We start from the raw sequence: 20,035 nt of genomic DNA, 5'->3' as shown, positions 1-20,035 counted from the left end.
ATGATTAGTATCGAATTTTTAGTCGCAACCTCTGTAGGTTTACTGGTCGCCACCGGCGTGTACCTGATCTTAAGGGCACGTACCTTTCCGGTGGTACTGGGCCTGGCCATGATTGGTTATGCAGTCAATATTTTCCTGTTCGCCATGGGGCGGATTCAGCTGAATGCACCGGCCATTTTAACCACGGCGGCGCAATCCTCCGACCCTTTACCGCAAGCACTGGTGCTGACTGCTATTGTAATTGGCTTTGCCACCACTGCCTTTGTGGTGCAGCTGGCCTTACGCAGCCGTTATGAATCGGGAACCGACCATGTGGATGCCAAAGATGATCCTGCTTTACTTGACCCACGTGAGGATGAGCCATAATGCATGACTTTATCCAATTCTGGGCGCAACACACTCCTATTCTCAGCATCCTGCTGCCGGCTTTTACCGGTTTTATTCTGGTGCTGCTGGGCAACCCGGGTTCGGGTTCGCTGTCGTATGACTGGCGCCAGCCGTGGCGTCGTGGCATCAGCCTGATTTCGACTATTCTCGGACTGGGCTTGGCGATCAGCTATCTGATGCTGGCCAAAACCGGCCAGATTACCGTCTACAACCTGTCTGAATGGTCGGCTCCATTCGGGATTATACTGGTGCTGGATCAGCTGTCTGCGCTAATGCTGGTACTGACTTACGGTCTGGCCTTGCCAGTGCTGTGGTTCGCCTGCCAGCAATGGGATGAACGCGGCCGCTACTTCCATGCCATGTTCCATTTCCTGATGATGGGCTTGTGCGGGGCTTTCCTCACCGGCGATTTATTTAACCTGTTCGTATTTTTTGAAGTGCTACTGCTGGCTTCATATGTACTCTTGCTGCACAGTCAGGGCAAACCGCGCTTTCAGCTTGGGGTGCATTATGTCACCATCAACCTGCTGGCTTCAGCACTGTTCCTGATTGGTCTGGGCATGATTTACGGCAGTGTTGGCAGCCTTAACATGGCCGATGTGGCGCGTTTAATACCGACGCTGGCAGAAGATCAGCATCGTCTGGCGGTGGTCGGCGGCTTGATCCTGTTTATTGTGTTCGGGATTAAAGCGGCGATGCTGCCGGTCGGCTTCTGGTTACCGAAAACCTATGCCGTAGCAGCTACCCCTGTGGCGGCGATTTTTACCATTATGACTAAGGTCGGGATTTATGCGATTTTAAGGGTCAATGGGACGGTCTTTGATGATGAACTGAGCCAGAAAATTCTCAGCAACTGGTTATTGCCAATTGGCCTGATTACCTCGCTGTATGGCGTCATCGGCGCAATTGGGGCAGAACGCTTACGCCGTTTTGTCGGTTTTATGATGCTGTCGTCGATTGGGACCATCCTGATTGCGATTGCCCTGTTTAGCACCCAGGCCTGGACGGCAGCGCTGTATTACTTGGTACACAGTACCTTAATTGCCGCTGCCTTCTATCTGTTCTGCGGCTGGGTCACGGCGCAGCGCGGTGAATTTAAGGATCACTTTAATATCGCCCCGCAAATGAAACAGCATAAAGTGATGTCAATTACCTATCTGCTGATTGCACTGATGATTGCCGGCCTGCCGCCTTTTAGTGGCTTCCTCGGTAAAGTATTCTTGTTACAGGCCACGGCTGATGCGCCTTATCAGGGCATTATTATAGCCGTGGTGCTGCTAGTTGGTTTACTCAGTATTCTGGCCCTGACCCGGGTTGGCTTTATCCTGTTCTGGCGCGCATCGCGTCCGGAAGATGATCCGGACAATGACGCCTATCACAGCTACCAGGCCCTGCCAGCCAAGGCCCCGAAAGGCAATGATAAGGCCATTTACCTGTTATTGGCAGCACTGGTGGCTTATGTGGTTTTTGCTAATCCAATCCAGCGTTATGCCTTTAGCACGGCCCAGCAAATGCAGAACAACCGTCTGTATGAAATGGCGGTGTTAAAGCAGGATGAAACCGGCCAGGTGATTAGCGTCCAGCCTTATGATCCAAACTATTTGCCAGAAACCAAATACAGTGGTGAAAAACCGGACCCGAATGCCAAGCTGATTCCGTATGTAATCAGTCCAAATACACTGGAAGGTGAGCATATTTCGGACTATAAACAACGTCAGATCAATCAGCAGATTGAGCAGGACGCCGCAAGCAACGACCTGCCACAACTTAAACCTATGGAGCCATAACTATGCAAAAGACATCGTTTTGGGATATCTGGCTGCCACATCCCTTTGTTTCGGTGATTGTGGCCATTAGCTGGTTGTTACTGGCACATAGTGTTTCTGCCGGCAATCTGCTGATGGCATTGATCCTGAGTATCCTGATTCCACTGATGATCAAACCGTTTATTGCCCGCACCCCGAATATCCACTGGGTGCCAGCCTTTAAACTGTTCTGGGTGGTGGTCTGGGATATTATCCTGTCCAATATCCGCGTCGCCAAACAGGTGCTGGGACCCACCGATGCGCTGCATCCGAAATGGTTCCGTGTACCGCTGGAGACCGAGCATGAACAGGTCAACACCTTGCTGGCGATGATCATTACCACCACGCCAGGGACGGTCACGGCCGGTATTGACCAGGACCGCGGCGATATTCTGGTGCATGCCTTAAGTACCGATGATGAAGAAGCTGAAATTGCCCTGATCAAGAGCCGTTATGAACAGCCGCTGATTGAAATCTTTAACGTCAAGACAGGAGTGGCCTCATGATGATATTGCCTTATGCGCTTGGCATCTGCCTGATTGCCATTGCCGGCTCGATGTTTATGTGCCTGATTCGTCTGATTATGGGACCGTCAATTGTCGACCGTCTGCTGGCGCTGGATACCCTGTTTTTAAATGCGACCTGCCTGATTGTAGTACTGGGTATTTACTGGACCAGTACTTCACTGTTTGAAGGTGCATTACTGGTGGCGATGCTGGGCTTTGTTTCAACCGCTGCCCTGGCCCGTTACTTCACCTCTGGCCACGTGATTGATTAGGAGAACAGCATGCAACTGATGATGGAAATCCTGGTCTCCATTTTCCTGTTAATCGGCACCTTCTTTATGCTGGTCGGCGGAATTGGCATGATTCGTCTGCCGGACCTGTTTATGCGCCTGCATGCCCCGACCAAGTCCAGTACCTTAGGTCTGGGCAGCTTCCTGATTGCTGCCATTATTTATTCGGCTTATCTGGGTCGCTTTGGTTTTGCCGAAGTGCTGATTACCCTGTTTGCCTTTATTACCGCGCCGGTATCGGCCAACCTGATGGCACAGGCAGCCCTGCATTTACGTCTGCGCTCGATGAGTGGTGAAGTCTCAGAAACCCTGGAACGTCCGCTACCATGGCAGCGTAGCCGTCGCCGCGCCTTTACAGATCGTGAACCACTGGGCAGAATCAAACCCTCTAAAGACGAATAAGTCTTCGCGTCATCTTCTAAAAAAACCTGACCCGGATTGTTCCTGGTCAGGTTTTTTATGTGCTGTCTCAACCGCCCTGCCCTTGCCTGATTGCAATCTTAAAGCGCTTGTTTCTGCTGGAAGATAAGCAAGTCAAGCAATTATGAAGGACATAAAAAAGCCACCCGAAGGTGGCTTTTTTACATAGACCTGCTGGCCTACTTATTCTTCATCTTTTTTTGCATCGGCAGCTGGTAAATCTTTTACTGCTTCTGCAATCAGACCAAACATATAGTTACCGTAGGCATTGGTTTTGTCGTAATGGAAACGCAAACGCGGCGTAATCCGGGTCTTGATCCGACGGCTCAGCTCATGGCGCAGGAAACCGGCGGCTTTGTTAAGCACATCCAGGGTTTCCTTGTTTGCCGCTTCACTTTGCTCATCGCCAAGTTCACGACCCATTACGGTCACATACACTTCGGCATAGCCTAAATCTGGGCTGACTTTCACCGCCGAGATGGTCACCAGACCACCCAGACGTGGATCTTTCAGCTCCTGGCGGATCAGGTCGGACAACTCGCGTTGTACCGTATCTGCCATTCGCTTAAGACGCTGACTACCCGCCATTAAAGACTCCGTTTAATTAGTTGGACATCGTACACTTCAATCTTGTCTTGTACTTTGATGTCTTTATAGCCTTTGACTGCAAGACCACATTCCATACCAGCACGGACTTCTTCCACCACGTCTTTATAACGACGCAGAGATTCAAGTTCGCCCTGGAACACCACCACATCATCACGTAATACGCGAATCGGCTTGTTACGGTGTAAAGTACCTTCCAGTACCATACAGCCTGCTGCTGCACCGAACTTGCTTGAGTGGAATACTTCACGGACTTCAGCCACACCCAGAATCGTTTCACGATGTTCTGGTGCCAGTTTGCCGCTCATCGCATCTTTCACGTCATCAATCAATTGATAGATGATCGAGTAGTAACGGATGTCGATACCGTCAGCATCGGCTTTTTGACGTGCAGTATTGTCGGCACGAACGTTAAAGCCCAGCAGTACCGCTTCTGAAGATTCAGCCAGCGTTACGTCAGATTCAGTGATCGCACCGACACCTGAACCAATCACACGGACTTTCACTTCATCCGTTGAAAGCTCGGCCAGTGCCACGTGCAATGCTTCCAGCGTACCACGTACGTCAGTTTTCAGTACCACGTTCACAATCGGTACATCTTTCTTGCCCATAGACGCCATGATGTTCTCAAGACGCATTGCAGACTGACGCTCAAGACGTTTCTGACGTTCACGATCCATACGCGCATCAGCAACTTCACGCGCTTTCTTCTCGTCATTGACCACCAGTACTTCATCACCCGCCATTGGCGCTTCTGGCAGACCCAGAATTTCCACTGGAATTGATGGACCAGCAGACTTGATGCGTTTACCGTTTTCATCGGTCATGGCACGTACACGGCCATAAGATGAACCGGCAAGTACCAAGTCACCCACTTTCAGGGTACCGTTTTGAACCAGAATCGAGGTCACTGCACCACGGCCTTTATCAACACGTGCTTCAATCACCACACCTTGTGCTGCACCTTCTTCAGAGGCTTTCAATTCCATCATTTCTGCTTGAATTGAAATCAGGTCAAGTAATTCGTCAATGCCGGCACCGGTATGCGCGGAAACTTTGGCGACTGGAACATCACCGCCCCATTCTTCAGGCACGATTTCCTTGGTGGTTAATTCGTTCAGTACGCGGTCTGGATCAGCTGAATCTTTGTCCATCTTGTTGATGGCAACAATGATTGGCGTACCCGCTGCACGCGCATGGTCAATCGCTTCTGCAGTTTGTGGCATCACGCCATCATCTGCTGCAACCACCAACACCACGATATCAGTCGCTTTGGCACCACGTGAACGCATCGCGGTAAACGCAGCGTGACCCGGAGTATCCAGGAAGGTGATGATACCTTTGTCTGTTGTCACATGGTAAGCACCGATATGCTGGGTAATACCACCGGCTTCGCCTTGTGCCACTTTAGCACGGCGGATACGGTCAAGAAGCGAGGTTTTACCATGGTCAACGTGACCCATGATGGTAACAACAGGTGGACGCGTAGTTTGCTCACCACGTGCTTCTTCAGCCGCTTCCAGCAGGTTGTCTTCTGCCGCAGTTTCAGACACCAGCACCGGATTGTGGCCCATTTCTTCAACCACAAGCACCGCAGTATCCTGATCAATGGCCTGGTTTTGTGTGACCAGCTCACCCATCTTCATCAGGGTCTTGATTACTTCACGTACTTTAATTGCCATTTTCGCAGCCAAGTCAGCCACAATAATGGTTTCACCAATTTCTACATCATAAACCTGTTTTTTCACCGGTTTTTCAAAGCCATGCTTATTGGCCTGACTGGTTTTTAAACCACGTTTATGCGAGTTGTCACGGAATGACTGTTCTTCACCACGACGGCCGCCTTTCTTCTGGCCACGGGTATCTTTGGTTCCGCCACCACGTTTGATTTCACGGTCTTCTTTGGCAAATGAATCTTCATACGCCTGACCCACCAGACCTGCGGCCAATGGTGAATCATCAATTACGCGAATGGTCGGTGCAGCATCATCAGATGAATACTTCGATGCCATTTTACGCATTTGCTCAAGGGTACGTTGCTGCGCTTCTTCAGCTGCCTTACGACGTGCAGCTTCTTCAGTCGCTTTCAACTGTGCTGCCTGTTCTTCACGGGCGCGTTTTTGCTCAGGCGTTTCAACCACTTTAACCTGGGCTTTCACCACTGGCTTGTTGGTTGATTTACGCTTCACCACCACAGCGGCTTTAGAAGTTTCCTGTTTGGCGGTTTCCTGTTTCGCAGCAGCACGCATTGCTTCTAAGGCCTGTTTGGCTTTAGATTCGCCTTTGCTGGCAGCTTCTGGCGCAGCTTTTGGCTTCGCCGGTTCACGGGCTTGCTGTTCAGCTGCTTTGGCTTCTGCTTCAGCCTGTGCTTTGGCCAAAGCTTCTGCTTTGATTTGCTCAGGGTCTGGCTTGACAAATGTATGCTTCTTGCGCACTTCTACATTAATTGTTTTCGCCTTACCTGACGTACTTGCCACTTTAGCAGTACTGGTAGTTTTACGTTTCAACGTGATTTGTCCTGCATTACCCGCATCTTGACCATGTACTTTTTTCAAGTGGGTCACGAGGGTATCTTGTTGTTCAGTGGAAATAATGTCGTCAGCTTTACGTTGCGGTAAACCTGCATCACGAACCTGCTCCAGGAGTTTCTCAACTGGACGTCCTACGCTGAGCGCTAACTCTTTAATCGTCTTGTCCGTCATACATTACCTCCTAGTTAAACCATGATTCGCGTGCTTTCATAATGAGTTGACCCGCTTTGTCAGCACCTAGACCTTCAATATCTGCGATATCGTCGGTGGCCTGGTCTGCCAAGTCATCAACGGTCACTACACCACGAGCAGCAAGCGCATAGGCGATCTCTTGTGTCATCCCTTCCATTGCCAGAAGTTCGTCACTCGGATCCTGAATATTTTCTTGCTGTTTTAACGCATCTGCCAAAGCCACTTCTTTGGCACGACTTTGCAATAATTCAACCAGCTCGGCATCAAGCTCAATTTCATCAAATGTTTCTGCTGGTACATAGGCAATCTCTTCCAGTGAAGTGAAGCCCATTTCAACCAGTGCCATCGCCAGGTCCTCTGCAATGTCCAAACGCGATACAAACATATCCAGATATTGCTGCGCTTCATTTTGCTGACGCGCGTAATATTCTTCTTCCAGCATCATGTCCAGTTTATAACCGGTCAGTTCAGATGCCAGACGTACGTTTTGACCTTGTGAACCAATGGCACGGGCCAATTGATCGCTGGTGGCAAAAATAATGTCAGCAGTACGTGCATCTTCATCAATCACGATACTCGATACATCAGCCGGCTCTAAAGCGCTGGCAATGTACTGTGCCGGATCATCTGACCACACCACCACATCAATACGTTCACCATTAAGTTCCTGCTGGACTGCCTGGATACGCGTACCACGCATACCAATACATGCACCAACCGGATCAATACGATGATCGTTGGTTTTCACTGCAATCTTAGCACGAACGCCTGGTTGACGCGCAGCCGCCTTGATTTCAATGATTTCTTCAGAAATTTCAGGAATTTCTTTTTTCATTAACGCCATCAGCATTTCAGGTTTTGCACGTGACAATAATAATTGCGCACCACGACCTTCACGGTTGACGTTAAATAAAATGGCATTCACGCGCTGTTTTGGACGCAGAATTTCCTTTGGAATCATTTCTTCACGTGCCAGATACGCTTCGGCATTGTCACCTAAATCAATGATAAAGCCATCTTTGGTCTGCTTTTTCACTTCACCGTAAATCAGCTCGCCCACTTTGGCTTCATAAGCATCGGCAACGAGTGCACGTTCTGCTTCACGAATTTTCTGAACAATTACCTGTTTGGCAATTTGCGCCGCAATACGACCGAAATCAATTGATTCCACTTCAAGTTCGCGAATGTCACCAATTGACCACTGCGCCGGATCGACATCAGAAATCGCATCCTGACATGCTGGCATTTCATGATCTTCATCCGCCACCACTTCCCATTGACGGAAAGTACGGTAGTCACCTGTTTTACGGTCGATTTCTACACGTAAACGTGCTTCTTCCGCATTTGTGCCTTCGTAAAATTTCTTTTTCGTCGCAGCAACAAGAGCCTGCTCTAGCGCCTCAAAGATTGCTTCACGACTTACACCTTTTTCGTTACTAACCGTTTCAACGACGGTAAGAATTTCGCGTGCCATAAGTCACCTATTTTAGATTCTTATTTATTGAATTAATCTTGATAAACCAGATTGGCCTTATCGATATTATGGCTGTCAATTTCCAGCACTTGCTGTTTTTCAACTTCAACCTGAATGGTTTCATTTTCAAGGTCAACTGCCACCAGTTTCGCCTGGAATTTACGACGGTTTTCTACCGCGCTAATCAAACGCAAGGCAATGGTCTGGCCAATATAGGCAGGAAGCTGTTCCAGCTGGAAAAACGGACGATCCCAACCTGGGGAAGACACTTCGAGTGCATATTCACCTGAGATCGGATCATGAACGTCCAAAATGGCGCCCACTTGCTGAGTCACGCGCACACAATCCTGTACGCCTACACCACGACCCTGCTCGAGTTCACCGTCTTCATTCAGGACCGGTGCGGCATTTTCATCAACCGCTTTGTCGATATAAATACGCAATAGTGAGCGTTTACCTTGTGGCAGGAATTCAATTCCCCACAAATCTACATCACAGGCTGCAACTGCGGGTGCAATCAAGTCCTGGAGTGCCTGGGTTTTATTTGATAGCTTCATTTACTCTCGTCATATGGGTGCGATTCAATGGCCTGATCTGACCACTACAGTCTCATTCAAGCTATAGTAGTAGTGAAACATGACACTTGAGTTTATGCCGTATCCGGCTCATATCGACACTACACGATAGCCAATAAAAAAGGGCGTAAATCGCCCCTATTATTACACAGAAAAACCAATGTCCACTGTGCAAAAAGGCCCACCTTGTTGTGAGCCTCTTAAGAAACTTGGTAGCGGGAGCTGGATTTGAACCAACGACCTTCGGGTTATGAGCCCGACGAGCTACCAGACTGCTCCATCCCGCATCAACGTGCAAAAATTATATACAAAATATGCGCAATTTTCAATGAAAATCGTATGTCCTGTATATGGCGTTATTTATCGCTGAAGAATGAGTAACAAGCGTCAGATTCAACCAACATGAAATATATTACTCAACCATTAAAAATGGTAGCGGGAGCTGGATTTGAACCAACGACCTTCGGGTTATGAGCCCGACGAGCTACCAGACTGCTCCATCCCGCATCAGCGTACAAATAACTCTTCTCAGCTCAAGAAACTTAAGCCGCCTTTTAAAGTTTGCATCTTTAAAAAGGATTGATTGGTAGCGGGAGCTGGATTTGAACCAACGACCTTCGGGTTATGAGCCCGACGAGCTACCAGACTGCTCCATCCCGCATCAACAGAAGTTTTGCTGCATACACCAAACTTATGTTCTGGATTATAAGTTTGGTGCGGAAGGGGGGACTTGAACCCCCACGCCCGAAAGCACTACCACCTCAAGGTAGCGTGTCTACCAATTCCACCACCACCGCAGCTGTGACGCATTCTAGTCGCATCACCGCGAAAAATAAAGGCCTAATTGCAATTATTCGCCAGTTTGAGGTGTAGTTGGTGAAGAATCAGGCAATGTTGCCGGCGCGGTTGTGGTCGCCGGAATTGATTTTAAACTGTAGGCATCGGTGGTTTGCTGTTTGGCAAATACCGCCAGGGTCAGACTAGTGATAAAGAACAAAGCCGTTAAAATTCCAGTCAAACGGGTCATAAAATTACCCGAACCAGAGGCACCAAATACGGTCGCCGCACCGCCGCCACCAAAAGAAGCACCAGCATCTGCCCCTTTGCCGTGCTGAACCAGAATCAGCACAATCATCAAGACGGCTAAAATAATATGTACTACCAGCACAAAAGTTTGCATGCTGAACTCCTAATTATTGTGTATTGGCAAAGGCCTGCGCAATTTGATGGAACGATGCTGCATTTAAAGAAGCACCGCCGACCAGCGCGCCATTAATATCTGGGCAGGCTGCTAACTCTACTGCATTTTCCGGCTTAACACTACCACCGTACAGAATAGCCATTTGCGGACCATAGCTGGTCAGCTGGGTCAGACCTTCACGAATTTTGGCATGCATGGCCTGCGCATCTTCAGGCGAAGCGGTTTTACCAGTACCAATGGCCCAGATTGGCTCATAGGCAATTACAATATTCTGCCACTGCTCTGCCTCGACCACTGCCGCAATGTCACAAATCTGCTGTAACACCACCTGCTCGGCCTGGCCACTTTCACGCTGCTGCAGGCTTTCACCGACACAGTAAATTACGGTCAGACCGGCTGCCAGTGCATTTTGAATTTTTGCATTTAGAATTTGCACATTTTCAGCAAAAATTTCACGGCGTTCTGAATGACCGACCAGTACAAAGCCAATCTGGCTGTCTTTTAATAGCTCGGCACTCACCTCACCAGTATAAGCACCTAAACCAGCAATACGTGAAACATCTTGTGCCACGGTATACACCGGACGTACCGCAGTTTTCAGCTGTTCCTGAACACTGCCCAATGCGATTGCAACTGGCGCAACCCCTAAATGACACTGTGCGGCATCAATGGCCTGCTGTTCTAATAATGTTTTAAATTCTGAAACCAGCTGTTGCGCTTCTGCTTGCACTGGGTTCATTTTCCAATTGCCAATCACCCAAGGCGTAATCGCCGAACCCGACATACAATACCTATTCAAATACCTATGTTTCAATCGCGCACATTCTACACGTAAATCGATTCAGGACAGAACAATTTGTTGCGGCATTTTTAGATTTGCAGTCTAAATAGGCCCATCTGAACATCGGCTTAACAAAAATCTTTGCCGATTAATTGCGACTGGTTCATGCTTTTAGGGGATACTTAGGTGGTGACATCATTTTCAGATATGGTATTTTTATGCAACAAAAGTATAATTTTGTGATACCAATTATAAACAAACTTTTTTGATTTTTTTTTAAGGACGTTGGGGAATGTCAGTACAACAAGCAATGCCTAGATTTACAGGTTTTATTCGGCAACTGGTCGAAGAAGGGCTTGTGACGGCTGAAAATATGCAGCAAGCCATTGTCGCGGCGAAAAAAGCCGAGACCGATATTGTGCCGTATTTAATTCAGCAGTTGCAGATTTCACCGCTGACCATTGCTGAAAAAATTTCCTATGAATTTGGTGAACCGATTTTTGACTTGGCGGTGTACGATTCGCGTCTGATTGTACGTGAAGGTCTGGATGAAAAACTGTTCACCAAATACCGAATTCTGCCCATTTTCCGACGTCACAATCAGCTTTATATTGCTACCAGTAACCCAACCAATATCGAAGCCATTGATGCGATCCGCTTTAACAGCAAGCTGAATATTGAAGTGGTGATTGTTGAGCATGACAAGCTGGAACGGCTGATTGAACAGAACTTTACCGAAGACAGCACCTTTGACTTTGATGAAGACTTTGATCTAGAAGTTGGCGACAACGCTCCCGAAACACAAGAAGATAACGATGAGCCACAAGGCGATGAAGCCCCAATCGTCAAATATATTAACAAGTTACTGGTCGATGCAATCCGTATGGGCGCCTCGGATTTACACTTCGAGCCTTATGAAAAAAGCTACCGGGTCCGTTACCGGATTGACGGCGTACTGCGCCAGATTGCCAATCCTCCGTTACAGCTGGCCACACGGCTCGCCTCACGTTTAAAAGTTATGTCACAAATGGACATCTCGGAAAAACGTATTCCGCAGGATGGCCGGATCAAGCTCAAGCTGTCAAAAAACAAAGCCATCGACTTCCGTGTCAACTCACTGCCCACCCTGTTCGGGGAAAAAATTGTACTGCGTATTCTCGATCCATCTAGTGCCATGCTGGGGATTGATGCACTCGGTTATGAACCGGAGCAAAAAGAGCTGTTTATGGAGGCGCTGGACAAACCACAAGGCATGTTGCTGATTACCGGTCCGACCGGTTCTGGTAAAACCGTGTCTTTATATACCGGCTTAAATATCCTCAACCGCGAAGACACCAATATTTCTACCGCCGAAGATCCGGTAGAAATTAACCTGGAAGGCATCAATCAGGTCAACGTCAACCCCAAAGTGGGTCTAACCTTTGCCGCAGCACTAAAATCATTCCTGCGTCAGGATCCGGATATTGTCATGGTCGGTGAGATCCGTGACCTGGAAACCGCAGAAATTGCCATTAAAGCCGCACAAACCGGTCACATGGTCATGTCGACGCTGCACACCAACAGTGCACCTGAAACCCTGACCCGTTTACGCAACATGGGCGTCCCTTCATTTAACATCGCCACCTCGGTGAACCTGGTGATTGCCCAGCGTCTGGCACGTCGTCTGTGTCAGAAATGCAAGGCCCCGGTGGAGATTCCACGCCAGAGCCTCTTGGAGCTCGGCTTTACCGAAGAAGATTTAAACCAGCCAGAGTTCCAGCTGTATCAGCCGGTTGGCTGCCCGGAATGTCGTGAAGGTTATAAAGGCCGTGTCGGGGTCTATGAAGTGATGAAAGTCACCCCGGAAATCTCACGCATTATTATGGAAGATGGCAATGCCTTGCAGATTGCAGCAGCCTCGGCAAAATCCGGGTTTAATAATTTACGCCGTTCAGGATTAATCAAGGTCATGCAGGGGGTCACTTCTTTACAGGAAGTGAATCGTGTGACCAGCGAATAGATGAAGCATTTAAAATAAGGATAAACACGCATGGCTGTCAAAAAAGCACAGATGATGCCCACCTTTATTTATGAAGGGATTGACCGCAAAGGGGCAAAACTTAAAGGGGAACTGCCAGCACGTAATATGGCGCTGGCCAAGGTCACGTTGCGCAAGCAAGGGATCACCATCAAAACCATCCGCCAGAAGAAGAAAAATATTCTTGAAGGCTTGATGAAGAAAAAAGTCTCGACCCTGGACATCACGATTTTTACCCGCCAGCTGGCGACCATGATGAAAGCCGGTGTACCGCTGGTGCAAAGCTTTGAAATTGTGGCTGAAGGTCTGGAAAACCCGGCCATGCGTGAAGTGGTATTGGGGATTAAAGGCGAAGTCGAAGGGGGCAATACCTTTGCTGGTGCACTGCGTAAATATCCGCAACATTTCGATAATCTGTTTTGCTCGCTGGTTGAATCGGGTGAACAGTCGGGTGCTCTAGAAACTATGCTGGACCGGGTAGCGATCTATAAAGAAAAGAGCGAATTACTCAAACAAAAAATCAAGAAAGCCATGAAATACCCGGCAACGGTGATTGTGGTGGCGGTGATTGTCACCATTATCCTGATGGTCAAAGTGGTACCGGTGTTTGAAGAACTCTTCACCTCTTTTGGTGCCGACTTACCAGCCTTCACCAAAATGGTGGTGAATATGTCGCAGTGGACCCAGAAATACTGGTTTGTGCTGATTATTGTGGTCGGCTTTGCGATTGCAGCTTTTCTGGAAGCCAAGAAACGCAGCAAGAAATTCCGTGACCTGCTGGACAAAGCCGCCCTGAGAGCACCAATTTTTGGTGATCTGGTGTATAAGGCGATTATCGCGCGTTATAGTCGTACCCTGGCCACCACCTTTGCTGCCGGTGTTCCCTTAATTGATGCACTGGAATCCACTGCCGGCGCCACCAACAACGTGGTTTATGAAGAAGCAGTAATGAAAATCCGTGAAGATGTCGCCACCGGTCAGCAGTTACAGTTTGCCATGCGGGTCACGGATAAATTCCCTTCGATGGCCGTGCAGATGGTTGCGATTGGTGAAGAATCCGGTGCGCTGGATGCGATGCTGGATAAAGTCGCTACTCACTACGAAAACGAAGTCGATAACGCCGTCGATGGCTTAACCTCGATGATGGAACCACTGATTATGGCCGTTCTCGGGATTCTGGTCGGCGGTCTGGTGGTCGCGATGTATCTCCCAATCTTCCAAATGGGCTCTGTGGTTTAATGCAAGAATTCATTCATTATCTGATTCAACACCCAACTGCGCTGTATTTCGTAGTTGGGATTTTTAGTTTATGTATTGGCAGTTTTCTGAATGTGGTGATTTACCGCACGCCAAAAATGATGGAACAGGAATGGCGCAATGACTGTCAAATGCTGCTGCATCCTGAACAGGCCATCATTGATGAAAGCAAAATCAGCCTCAGTCAGCCAGCCTCGACCTGTCCGAAATGCCACAGCCCGATTCGCTGGTATCAGAATATTCCAGTAATCAGCTGGCTGCTTCTACGTGGCAAATGTGGCCAATGCCAAAACCCGATCAGTATTCGTTATCCTTTTATTGAACTGCTGACCGCAGTGTGTGCCTTAACCGTAGTCGCGGTTTTTGGCCCGACCCTGCAAATGCTGTTTGGCCTGGTGTTGACCTATGTGTTAATTGCCCTGACCTTTATTGATTTTGACACCCAGCTGCTGCCTGACCGCTATACCCTCCCCCTGGCTGCACTCGGCTTGGGGGTGAACAGCTATGCCCTGTACACCTCCGCTAGCTCTGCCATTTGGGGATATATCATTGGCTTTTTATGTCTGTGGGTGGTGTATTACCTGTTTAAGCTGGTGACTGGCAAAGAAGGTATGGGCTATGGCGATTTTAAATTGCTGGCCGCCTTAGGTGCCTGGATGGGCCCGCTGATGCTGCCGCTGATTGTGTTGCTATCTTCTCTGGTTGGTGCAATCATTGGCATTATTTTGCTGAAAATCCGCAAAGAGAACCAGCCTTTTGCCTTTGGCCCTTATATTGCCATTGCCGGCTGGATCGCCTTTTTGTGGGGTGATGCAATCATGAAGCTTTATTTAGGTCAATAAGGACAACAGGATGACATTTGTTTTGGGTTTAACTGGCGGCATTGGCAGCGGTAAATCGGCAGCAAGTCACTGGTTTGAAACCCAAGGCATTGTGGTGGTCGATGCAGATGTGGTGGCACGTGAAGTGGTTGAGCCAGGCCAGCCGGCCCTGACCCAGATTCATCAGGCCTTTGGCGACTGGGTCCTGCTCAATGGCGAGCTCAACCGCCGTGCCTTACGCGAGCATATTTTTAAAGAACCGGCAGCACGCAAAACCCTGGAAGCGATTACCCATCCGGCCATTCGCCAGTCGATCATCCAGCAGTTACAGGCAGCCCGCAGTGCCTATGTGGTGCTGGTGTCTCCACTGTTATTTGAAAGCAACCAGCATGAACTGACCCAGCGCAACCTGTTAATTGATGCCTCTGAAGAACTGCAGATTCAACGCGCCTCACAACGCGATGGACAAAGTATCGAACAAATTCGCAAGATTATTCAGGTACAGATGTCACGCGCAGACAAACGCCAGCGGGCAGATGATATTGTGCTGAATGATGGTCATCTGGAGCATCTCTATGCCCAGCTTCAACCCTTACATCAACACTATCTGACTTTGGCGCAACAGCAGCAGTCGGTTTAAGACGGCTTGTTTTGTCGTTCGATTTGCTGGCTTAAGCTGTCTTTCCGGCCCCACCAGCGCCAAGGCTGTAACGCCCCAATGCCCATACCAAGCAGACCACAGACAATCGCCAGGCTCAATGGCTCATTCAGTAACGGTACCGCCAGAATAGCGGCAATAAACGGTGCCAAGGTCACAATACTGCCAGCCTTAAAAGCACCTAAACGCTTAATCGCTTCGACATAGCTGAGCGTGGCAATAATCACCACAAAAATTCCATGAAACAGGGTCTGACCAATTAAATGCAGTGGTTCAGGACCACTCAGGTTTTTCGGAAAAAATAGCCAATAAATAGGTACATACACCAAAGCTGACCAGATGGCTACACTGGCCATAGAATGCCAGGCCGACAGCTTCCATTGCCGCAACAGCACCGTAAAGACGCCCCACCACAAGGCACTCAGGAAAAACAGCAGATCGCCAAAACCGAAAGCGACACCGGTTTCCTGATACATCAGCAGACTCATGGCAGCAATCGCCAGCAGCATGATCAATACGCTGATCCAGGTATGCCGGTCAAAGGGCTGTCGAAACAGCAACCAGGCCGCCAGTGCAGTACATAAGGGAATACAGCCATTCAAGAAAATCGCCGCATGCGCCGCTGGCACAAAATGAAATGCACTATAAGCCGTCAGGCAGTAACCGACACCGCCAATCATCGCCAGGATAAAGGACTGTCGGGTCCATAAAAATGCCGTATCTTTGCGATATAGCAAAACCGGCATCAGCAAGCAAAAGGCCAGCATAAAACGCAAGGCCACCAGATCCCAAGCACTAATGCCCCACAGGGCACTTAAACGGGTACTCAGGGTAAAGCCACCCCAAATACACATGGTGATGGCCAGTAACAGATAGCCTTGCTGACGCGCGTTGATCATTAAGATGGAAAGAGCGCTTAAGCCGGTTGACGCTGACGGCAGGCTTCATACAGCGCCATGCCGGTGGCCACACTAACATTCAGACTTTGCAGATTGCCCATCATCGGGATATACACGGTTTGATCACACTGCGACTGGGTGATTGGGCGCAAACCGGTATCTTCGGCTCCCATCACCACACACACCGCCGTACCGGTGAAGTCAAACTTCTGGATCGGCAAGGCTTTTTCATCCAGCATGGTGCCGACCACGCGCACATTAAACTGCTCTTTGATTTGCCCCAAAGTACGGGCCAGATTGGTGACCTGAATAAATTTAACTTTCTCGGCACCACCAGCAGCCACTTTACGCGCCGTTGGGGTCAGGCTGGCTGAACGGTCACGCGGTACAATCACCGCTTCTACACCCATGGCTGCTGCCGTACGGATACAGGCGCCCAGATTATGCGGATCGGTGACCTGATCCAGAGCCAGTAACAGTGGCTGATTGGACTGCTGCAACAGCTGTTCCAAATCTTTTTCATTTAAGGTTGGATGCGGACGCACCGCAGCCACCACGCCCTGATGAAATGGCAAACCGGCCAGTTTTTCCAGGCTGTCACGACTGGCTTTTTGTACGCTAATACCAAACGGCTCTGCCAGTTCCAGAATACGCTGTAAACGCTGGTCATCACGACCTTTGAGGGTAAACAGGGTTAATACACGCTCCGGTTCAAGTTCTAACAATGACTCTACCGAATGAACGCCATAATAATATTCTGGTTTTGCCATGAATGACCTCAACGCTGTGCTGTAAATCCAAAAGAAAAATCCTGCAAAGGAAACTTTACAGGATTTCTGTGTCGGCCTAGTTTAACCGATTTGGGCTAAAAATGCTTAGCCTTCTAAATGACAAACGTAGTCCAGTACATCATCAGTTTCAATCTTAAAACGGCTGTTGCCCGGTACATAAAAAGACTGACCAGCGCGGAAAAGCTCACTTTCTTCACTATCGGCGATTTGCACACGACATTCACCTGAAATAATTTCCATCCGTTCAGGAACATGCGTTTCGAAAGTTAAGGCTTGTTCAGTCGGTAAAATCACACCCAGCGTCTTTTTGGTGCCATCTTCAAATTGCACCGTATGACTAATGCAGAGCCCGCCAAAATAAACATTGGATTTTTTTACCACTGATACATGATCAAACTGAGCTGACATGCGTATTCTCCAGCTAACGCGTTTTTATATTTTATGATTGAGGTAGTGTAATGCTGCCTACTGAACTAATCAATCAATCTTCATCTAAGGTAAATCACTCTATTTCCTGTCGTTTCAGGCAAGTCATTTTGCCTGGCACGCGAATAAATTCACCTCATTTTTGCGAGAGTCTAAATCAACTTTCAGGCAAGTACAAATACCTTTTAATCGCAGATGAACTAAAGTTCAACGCCCCCATTGCACTCTCCGACCATCTGTATTTTCAGCCTGACAAATCCTGCGCCGAACTGGTTCAATTCGGGTTATGCATCTGACTGATTTTCATCTGAATCTCTAAATATAGTGAGCACTTTTCTGCTCGTTTTCAGCTTGTCTGATAATCATAAAAAATTTGATGATTGGCAGATAAAGTTATGCAACATTCTGCCGACGCTGTATTGCAAGCACATGAAACTGGACACAGTTTTCTGTTTCAGATGAAGATAAGAGTAGAGATTCCGATTGCGGCACTAGCGACTTGATCTACATGGTGGATATAGAACCTCTGCTCACAGCATGCCGCTGAATATTCTGTACCGAGAAGTTTTATTTTTCTGCAAAAATTAAGCTAGAATGATTGTGTTTTTTCAGTTGCTTAAAATAAAGGGCAATGCTTTGCACTGCCCAACCTGACACTCTTCAACTCAAACTTTTCGCAGCCTGGATGCGTTTATGCTGACACATTTAACCCTGATCAATTTTGCCTTAGCCGACCGTTTAGCCATTGATATTGAATCTGGTTTTAACGTCCTGACCGGGGAAACAGGTGCCGGAAAATCATTATTGCTGGATGCACTTTCGGCCTGTCTAGGCGAACGCACCGACACCAATTATGTTCGTTATGGCGCAGACAAGGCCGATGTCACTGCCACCTTCAGCTATCATGACGGTAGTCCAGAAGCCGAGTGGCTAAAACAGCAGGAACTGGATGATGAATCGGGCGAAATTCATTTACGCCGGGTAATTTTCGCCACCGGACGCAGCAAGGCCTGGATTAACGGCCGTCCGAGCAGTCTGTCTGAGCTCAAAGAAATTGGCCGTTTGCTGGTGCAGCTGTATAGCCAGCACAGCCAGCAGCAGCTGTTAGAACCGCCTTATCCAAAACACTGGCTGGATCGTTATAGCAATTTTTATGCGCCAGCCCAGGCCGTACGCGATGCCTATAGCCAGTGGCAAAAAGATATTCGCCAGCATCAGGCGGCTTTGGATGCCCAGGCGACGCGTAAACAGCGCATCGACACACTGGAATTGCAGCTGGAAGAATTAGAAGAAGTGGTCCAGGTCGATTATGCCGATATTGAACAGGAATTTGATCGCTTAAGCCATCATGAAGCGATTATGCAAGATTGTGCCTATAGTCTGAACGGGCTGGATGAAGCAGAGCCAAACCTGAGCCAGGAACTGTCCTCGATTTTACGGCGTCTGGAAAGCCATGCCGGCCGCAGTGAACAGCTGTCAGAAATTTATACTTCCCTGCTGAATGCGCAAAGTGAAATTGAAGATGCCACCGCCAGTTTGCGTCATTTTATTGACCGGCAGAGTTTCGATCCGGAGCGGATGGAAGAACTGAATTCCAAACTGGAAATTTTCCATCGTCTGGCCCGTAAATATCGCACCCAGCCAGAATTATTGAAAACCGAATATGACAACTGGCAGGCCGAGCTGGAACAGCTGCATCAGCTGGAAGATCCGGAAACCTTGGCCGAACAGGTCGAAGTGTCCTATCAGGACTTTTTGGCCAAGGCCGAACATTTAGACCAGATTCGACGTGAAGCTGCCGGACCTTTGGCCAAACAGCTGACCGAACAGGTGAAACAGCTGGCCTTACCAGAAGCACATTTTGAATTTAAATTTGAGCCTTTAGAGCAGCCATCGAGTGAAGGCTTAAGCTTTATCCAGCTGCTGTTTACGGCCAATAAAGGCATTCCAGCACAACCACTGGCGCGTGTCGCTTCGGGCGGTGAACTGTCGCGTATTGCGCTGGTGATGCAGGTCATGAATGCTGAAAAAACCGAAGCAGAAGTGCTGGTGTTTGACGAAATTGATGTCGGGATTAGTGGTGGTACTGCAGAAATTGTGGGGCGTTTACTGGCCGGTCTGGGGCAGCACGTACAAATCCTGTGTATTACCCATCAGGCGCAGGTTGCGGCTCAGTCTGACCAGCACCTGCTGGTGAAGAAACAGCAGACTGATCCGGCCAGTAGTACTATTTTAATGCTGCAAGAAGAAGAGCGGATTCTGGAACTGGCACGGATGACTGGTGGCGTCGAAATTAACGAAACCACCTTGCAGCATGCCAAGCAGTTACGTCAGCTCAAGTTTCAATCTGGCGCATAAAATCACTGAAAAACCACAAAAAATGTTTGGTGAAATAGCA

General features: G+C 48.6%; 19 protein-coding genes and 4 tRNA genes. 10 read left to right on the top strand and 13 right to left on the bottom strand.

Translation table 11 applies throughout. The features are described from left to right. The 5 genes from ACPEPR_RS05275 to ACPEPR_RS05255 are packed head-to-tail and all read left to right on the top strand — an operon-like array spanning position 1 to position 3,390. A complete protein-coding gene (locus ACPEPR_RS05275) occupies positions 1-366 on the top strand; it encodes a Na+/H+ antiporter subunit C (RefSeq protein ID WP_160241677.1) in 366 nt (121 codons plus the stop codon). Further along, entirely contained in the window at positions 366-2,174 is a 1,809-nt protein-coding gene (locus ACPEPR_RS05270) for a monovalent cation/H+ antiporter subunit D (RefSeq protein WP_168399014.1), read from the top strand. Before ACPEPR_RS05275 ends, ACPEPR_RS05270 begins: the two co-directional genes overlap by 1 nt. Positions 2,175-2,176: 2 nt before the next feature. Further along, positions 2,177-2,698, top strand: coding sequence for a Na+/H+ antiporter subunit E (locus ACPEPR_RS05265; RefSeq protein ID WP_168395539.1), 522 nt, complete (start codon positions 2,177-2,179; stop codon positions 2,696-2,698). Continuing rightward, entirely contained in the window at positions 2,695-2,970 is a 276-nt protein-coding gene (locus ACPEPR_RS05260; RefSeq protein WP_005181799.1) for a monovalent cation/H+ antiporter subunit F, read from the top strand. The genes ACPEPR_RS05265 and ACPEPR_RS05260 overlap by 4 nt, the downstream gene beginning before the upstream one ends. A 9-nt stretch (positions 2,971-2,979) precedes the next feature. Further along, positions 2,980-3,390 (top strand): Na+/H+ antiporter subunit G, encoded by a 411-nt coding sequence (locus ACPEPR_RS05255; RefSeq protein ID WP_160243587.1) that lies wholly within the window; start codon positions 2,980-2,982, stop codon positions 3,388-3,390. A gap of 201 nt (positions 3,391-3,591) precedes the next feature. Here ACPEPR_RS05255 and ACPEPR_RS05250 read toward each other — a convergent pair whose 3' ends face one another. The 10 genes from ACPEPR_RS05250 to tpiA form a co-directional block, all read right to left on the bottom strand. Beyond that, positions 3,592-3,996 carry a ribosome-binding factor A gene (locus ACPEPR_RS05250; RefSeq protein WP_168395541.1) on the bottom strand — a complete coding sequence of 135 codons (405 nt, stop codon included), beginning with the start codon at positions 3,994-3,996 and terminating at the stop codon, positions 3,592-3,594. Continuing rightward, the gene (gene infB / locus ACPEPR_RS05245) at positions 3,996-6,716 is read right to left on the bottom strand and encodes a translation initiation factor IF-2 (protein WP_005181788.1); all 2,721 of its coding nucleotides are present in this window, start codon (positions 6,714-6,716) and stop codon (positions 3,996-3,998) included. Before infB ends, ACPEPR_RS05250 begins: the two co-directional genes overlap by 1 nt. Positions 6,717-6,726: 10 nt before the next feature. After that, positions 6,727-8,211, bottom strand: a complete 1,485-nt coding sequence (gene nusA / locus ACPEPR_RS05240; protein WP_005181786.1) for a transcription termination factor NusA — start codon at positions 8,209-8,211, stop codon at positions 6,727-6,729. A gap of 32 nt (positions 8,212-8,243) precedes the next feature. After that, positions 8,244-8,768: a ribosome maturation factor RimP gene (gene rimP, locus ACPEPR_RS05235; protein WP_005181784.1), complete on the bottom strand. Its 525-nt coding sequence runs from the start codon at positions 8,766-8,768 to the stop codon at positions 8,244-8,246. A 228-nt stretch (positions 8,769-8,996) separates the two neighbouring features. Further along, a tRNA-Met gene (locus tag ACPEPR_RS05230) sits at positions 8,997-9,073 on the bottom strand. 143 nt (positions 9,074-9,216) lie between these two features. Then, positions 9,217-9,293, bottom strand: a tRNA-Met gene (locus ACPEPR_RS05225). A 77-nt stretch (positions 9,294-9,370) separates the two neighbouring features. After that, positions 9,371-9,447 (bottom strand) — tRNA-Met (locus ACPEPR_RS05220). 51 nt (positions 9,448-9,498) lie between these two features. Then, positions 9,499-9,583, bottom strand: a tRNA-Leu gene (locus tag ACPEPR_RS05215). A gap of 53 nt (positions 9,584-9,636) precedes the next feature. Continuing rightward, positions 9,637-9,966: a preprotein translocase subunit SecG gene (gene secG, locus ACPEPR_RS05210; RefSeq protein WP_005181783.1), complete on the bottom strand. Its 330-nt coding sequence runs from the start codon at positions 9,964-9,966 to the stop codon at positions 9,637-9,639. A gap of 13 nt (positions 9,967-9,979) precedes the next feature. Further along, a complete protein-coding gene (gene tpiA / locus ACPEPR_RS05205) occupies positions 9,980-10,771 on the bottom strand; it encodes a triose-phosphate isomerase (RefSeq protein WP_005181780.1) in 792 nt (263 codons plus the stop codon). A gap of 289 nt (positions 10,772-11,060) precedes the next feature. On the opposite strand from tpiA, the gene pilB reads away from it, so the two are divergent. From pilB to coaE, 4 genes are read left to right on the top strand one after another with little or no spacing between them, the layout of a single operon-like run. Then, a complete protein-coding gene (gene pilB, locus ACPEPR_RS05200) occupies positions 11,061-12,767 on the top strand; it encodes a type IV-A pilus assembly ATPase PilB (RefSeq protein WP_160243588.1) in 1,707 nt (568 codons plus the stop codon). 30 nt (positions 12,768-12,797) lie between these two features. After that, complete coding sequence (locus tag ACPEPR_RS05195; protein WP_016659656.1) at positions 12,798-14,024, top strand: type II secretion system F family protein; 1,227 nt, start codon at positions 12,798-12,800, stop codon at positions 14,022-14,024. Further along, on the top strand, positions 14,024-14,884 hold the full coding sequence (locus ACPEPR_RS05190; RefSeq protein ID WP_005181774.1) for a prepilin peptidase: 861 nt from the start codon (positions 14,024-14,026) through the stop codon (positions 14,882-14,884). Before ACPEPR_RS05195 ends, ACPEPR_RS05190 begins: the two co-directional genes overlap by 1 nt. A gap of 10 nt (positions 14,885-14,894) precedes the next feature. Next, complete coding sequence (coaE, locus tag ACPEPR_RS05185; protein WP_005181773.1) at positions 14,895-15,503, top strand: dephospho-CoA kinase; 609 nt, start codon at positions 14,895-14,897, stop codon at positions 15,501-15,503. Here the strand turns inward: coaE and ACPEPR_RS05180 are convergent. The 3 genes from ACPEPR_RS05180 to ACPEPR_RS05170 all read right to left on the bottom strand — a co-directional run bounded on the left by ACPEPR_RS05180 (position 15,500) and on the right by ACPEPR_RS05170 (position 17,619). Then, positions 15,500-16,420, bottom strand: coding sequence for a DMT family transporter (locus ACPEPR_RS05180; RefSeq protein WP_016659657.1), 921 nt, complete (start codon positions 16,418-16,420; stop codon positions 15,500-15,502). The genes coaE and ACPEPR_RS05180 overlap by 4 nt on opposite strands. Positions 16,421-16,437: 17 nt before the next feature. Next, positions 16,438-17,190, bottom strand: a complete 753-nt coding sequence (gene rlmB / locus ACPEPR_RS05175) for a 23S rRNA (guanosine(2251)-2'-O)-methyltransferase RlmB (protein WP_005181769.1) — start codon at positions 17,188-17,190, stop codon at positions 16,438-16,440. Between the two features lie 105 nt (positions 17,191-17,295). Beyond that, a complete protein-coding gene (locus tag ACPEPR_RS05170; protein ID WP_005181767.1) occupies positions 17,296-17,619 on the bottom strand; it encodes a pyrimidine/purine nucleoside phosphorylase in 324 nt (107 codons plus the stop codon). A 711-nt stretch (positions 17,620-18,330) separates the two neighbouring features. Between ACPEPR_RS05170 and recN the strand changes: the two genes are divergently transcribed. Continuing rightward, on the top strand, positions 18,331-19,995 hold the full coding sequence (gene recN, locus ACPEPR_RS05165; protein WP_104989178.1) for a DNA repair protein RecN: 1,665 nt from the start codon (positions 18,331-18,333) through the stop codon (positions 19,993-19,995). Positions 19,996-20,035: the final 40 nt, after the last annotated feature.

It is taken from the genome of Acinetobacter sp. AND/436 (assembly GCF_049546925.1).
In the GTDB taxonomy this organism is placed as follows: domain Bacteria; phylum Pseudomonadota; class Gammaproteobacteria; order Pseudomonadales; family Moraxellaceae; genus Acinetobacter; species Acinetobacter indicus.
The sequence above is the reverse complement of the archived record's forward strand: the minus strand, read 5'-3'. Positions and strand labels throughout refer to the sequence as shown.

Coding starts and splice junctions, on each gene's coding strand:
- ACPEPR_RS05275 (WP_160241677.1), top strand. CDS start 1: ATGATTAGTATCGAATTTTTAGTCGCAACCTCTGTAGGTTTACTGGTC.
- infB (WP_005181788.1), bottom strand. CDS start 6,716: ATGACGGACAAGACGATTAAAGAGTTAGCGCTCAGCGTAGGACGTCCA.
- ACPEPR_RS05265 (WP_168395539.1), top strand. CDS start 2,177: ATGCAAAAGACATCGTTTTGGGATATCTGGCTGCCACATCCCTTTGTT.
- recN (WP_104989178.1), top strand. CDS start 18,331: ATGCTGACACATTTAACCCTGATCAATTTTGCCTTAGCCGACCGTTTA.
- rimP (WP_005181784.1), bottom strand. CDS start 8,768: ATGAAGCTATCAAATAAAACCCAGGCACTCCAGGACTTGATTGCACCC.
- tpiA (WP_005181780.1), bottom strand. CDS start 10,771: ATGTCGGGTTCGGCGATTACGCCTTGGGTGATTGGCAATTGGAAAATG.
- ACPEPR_RS05190 (WP_005181774.1), top strand. CDS start 14,024: ATGCAAGAATTCATTCATTATCTGATTCAACACCCAACTGCGCTGTAT.
- ACPEPR_RS05180 (WP_016659657.1), bottom strand. CDS start 16,420: ATGATCAACGCGCGTCAGCAAGGCTATCTGTTACTGGCCATCACCATG.
- ACPEPR_RS05260 (WP_005181799.1), top strand. CDS start 2,695: ATGATGATATTGCCTTATGCGCTTGGCATCTGCCTGATTGCCATTGCC.
- pilB (WP_160243588.1), top strand. CDS start 11,061: ATGTCAGTACAACAAGCAATGCCTAGATTTACAGGTTTTATTCGGCAA.
- ACPEPR_RS05270 (WP_168399014.1), top strand. CDS start 366: ATGCATGACTTTATCCAATTCTGGGCGCAACACACTCCTATTCTCAGC.
- ACPEPR_RS05170 (WP_005181767.1), bottom strand. CDS start 17,619: ATGTCAGCTCAGTTTGATCATGTATCAGTGGTAAAAAAATCCAATGTT.
- ACPEPR_RS05195 (WP_016659656.1), top strand. CDS start 12,798: ATGGCTGTCAAAAAAGCACAGATGATGCCCACCTTTATTTATGAAGGG.
- nusA (WP_005181786.1), bottom strand. CDS start 8,211: ATGGCACGCGAAATTCTTACCGTCGTTGAAACGGTTAGTAACGAAAAA.
- rlmB (WP_005181769.1), bottom strand. CDS start 17,190: ATGGCAAAACCAGAATATTATTATGGCGTTCATTCGGTAGAGTCATTG.
- ACPEPR_RS05250 (WP_168395541.1), bottom strand. CDS start 3,996: ATGGCGGGTAGTCAGCGTCTTAAGCGAATGGCAGATACGGTACAACGC.
- secG (WP_005181783.1), bottom strand. CDS start 9,966: ATGCAAACTTTTGTGCTGGTAGTACATATTATTTTAGCCGTCTTGATG.
- ACPEPR_RS05255 (WP_160243587.1), top strand. CDS start 2,980: ATGCAACTGATGATGGAAATCCTGGTCTCCATTTTCCTGTTAATCGGC.
- coaE (WP_005181773.1), top strand. CDS start 14,895: ATGACATTTGTTTTGGGTTTAACTGGCGGCATTGGCAGCGGTAAATCG.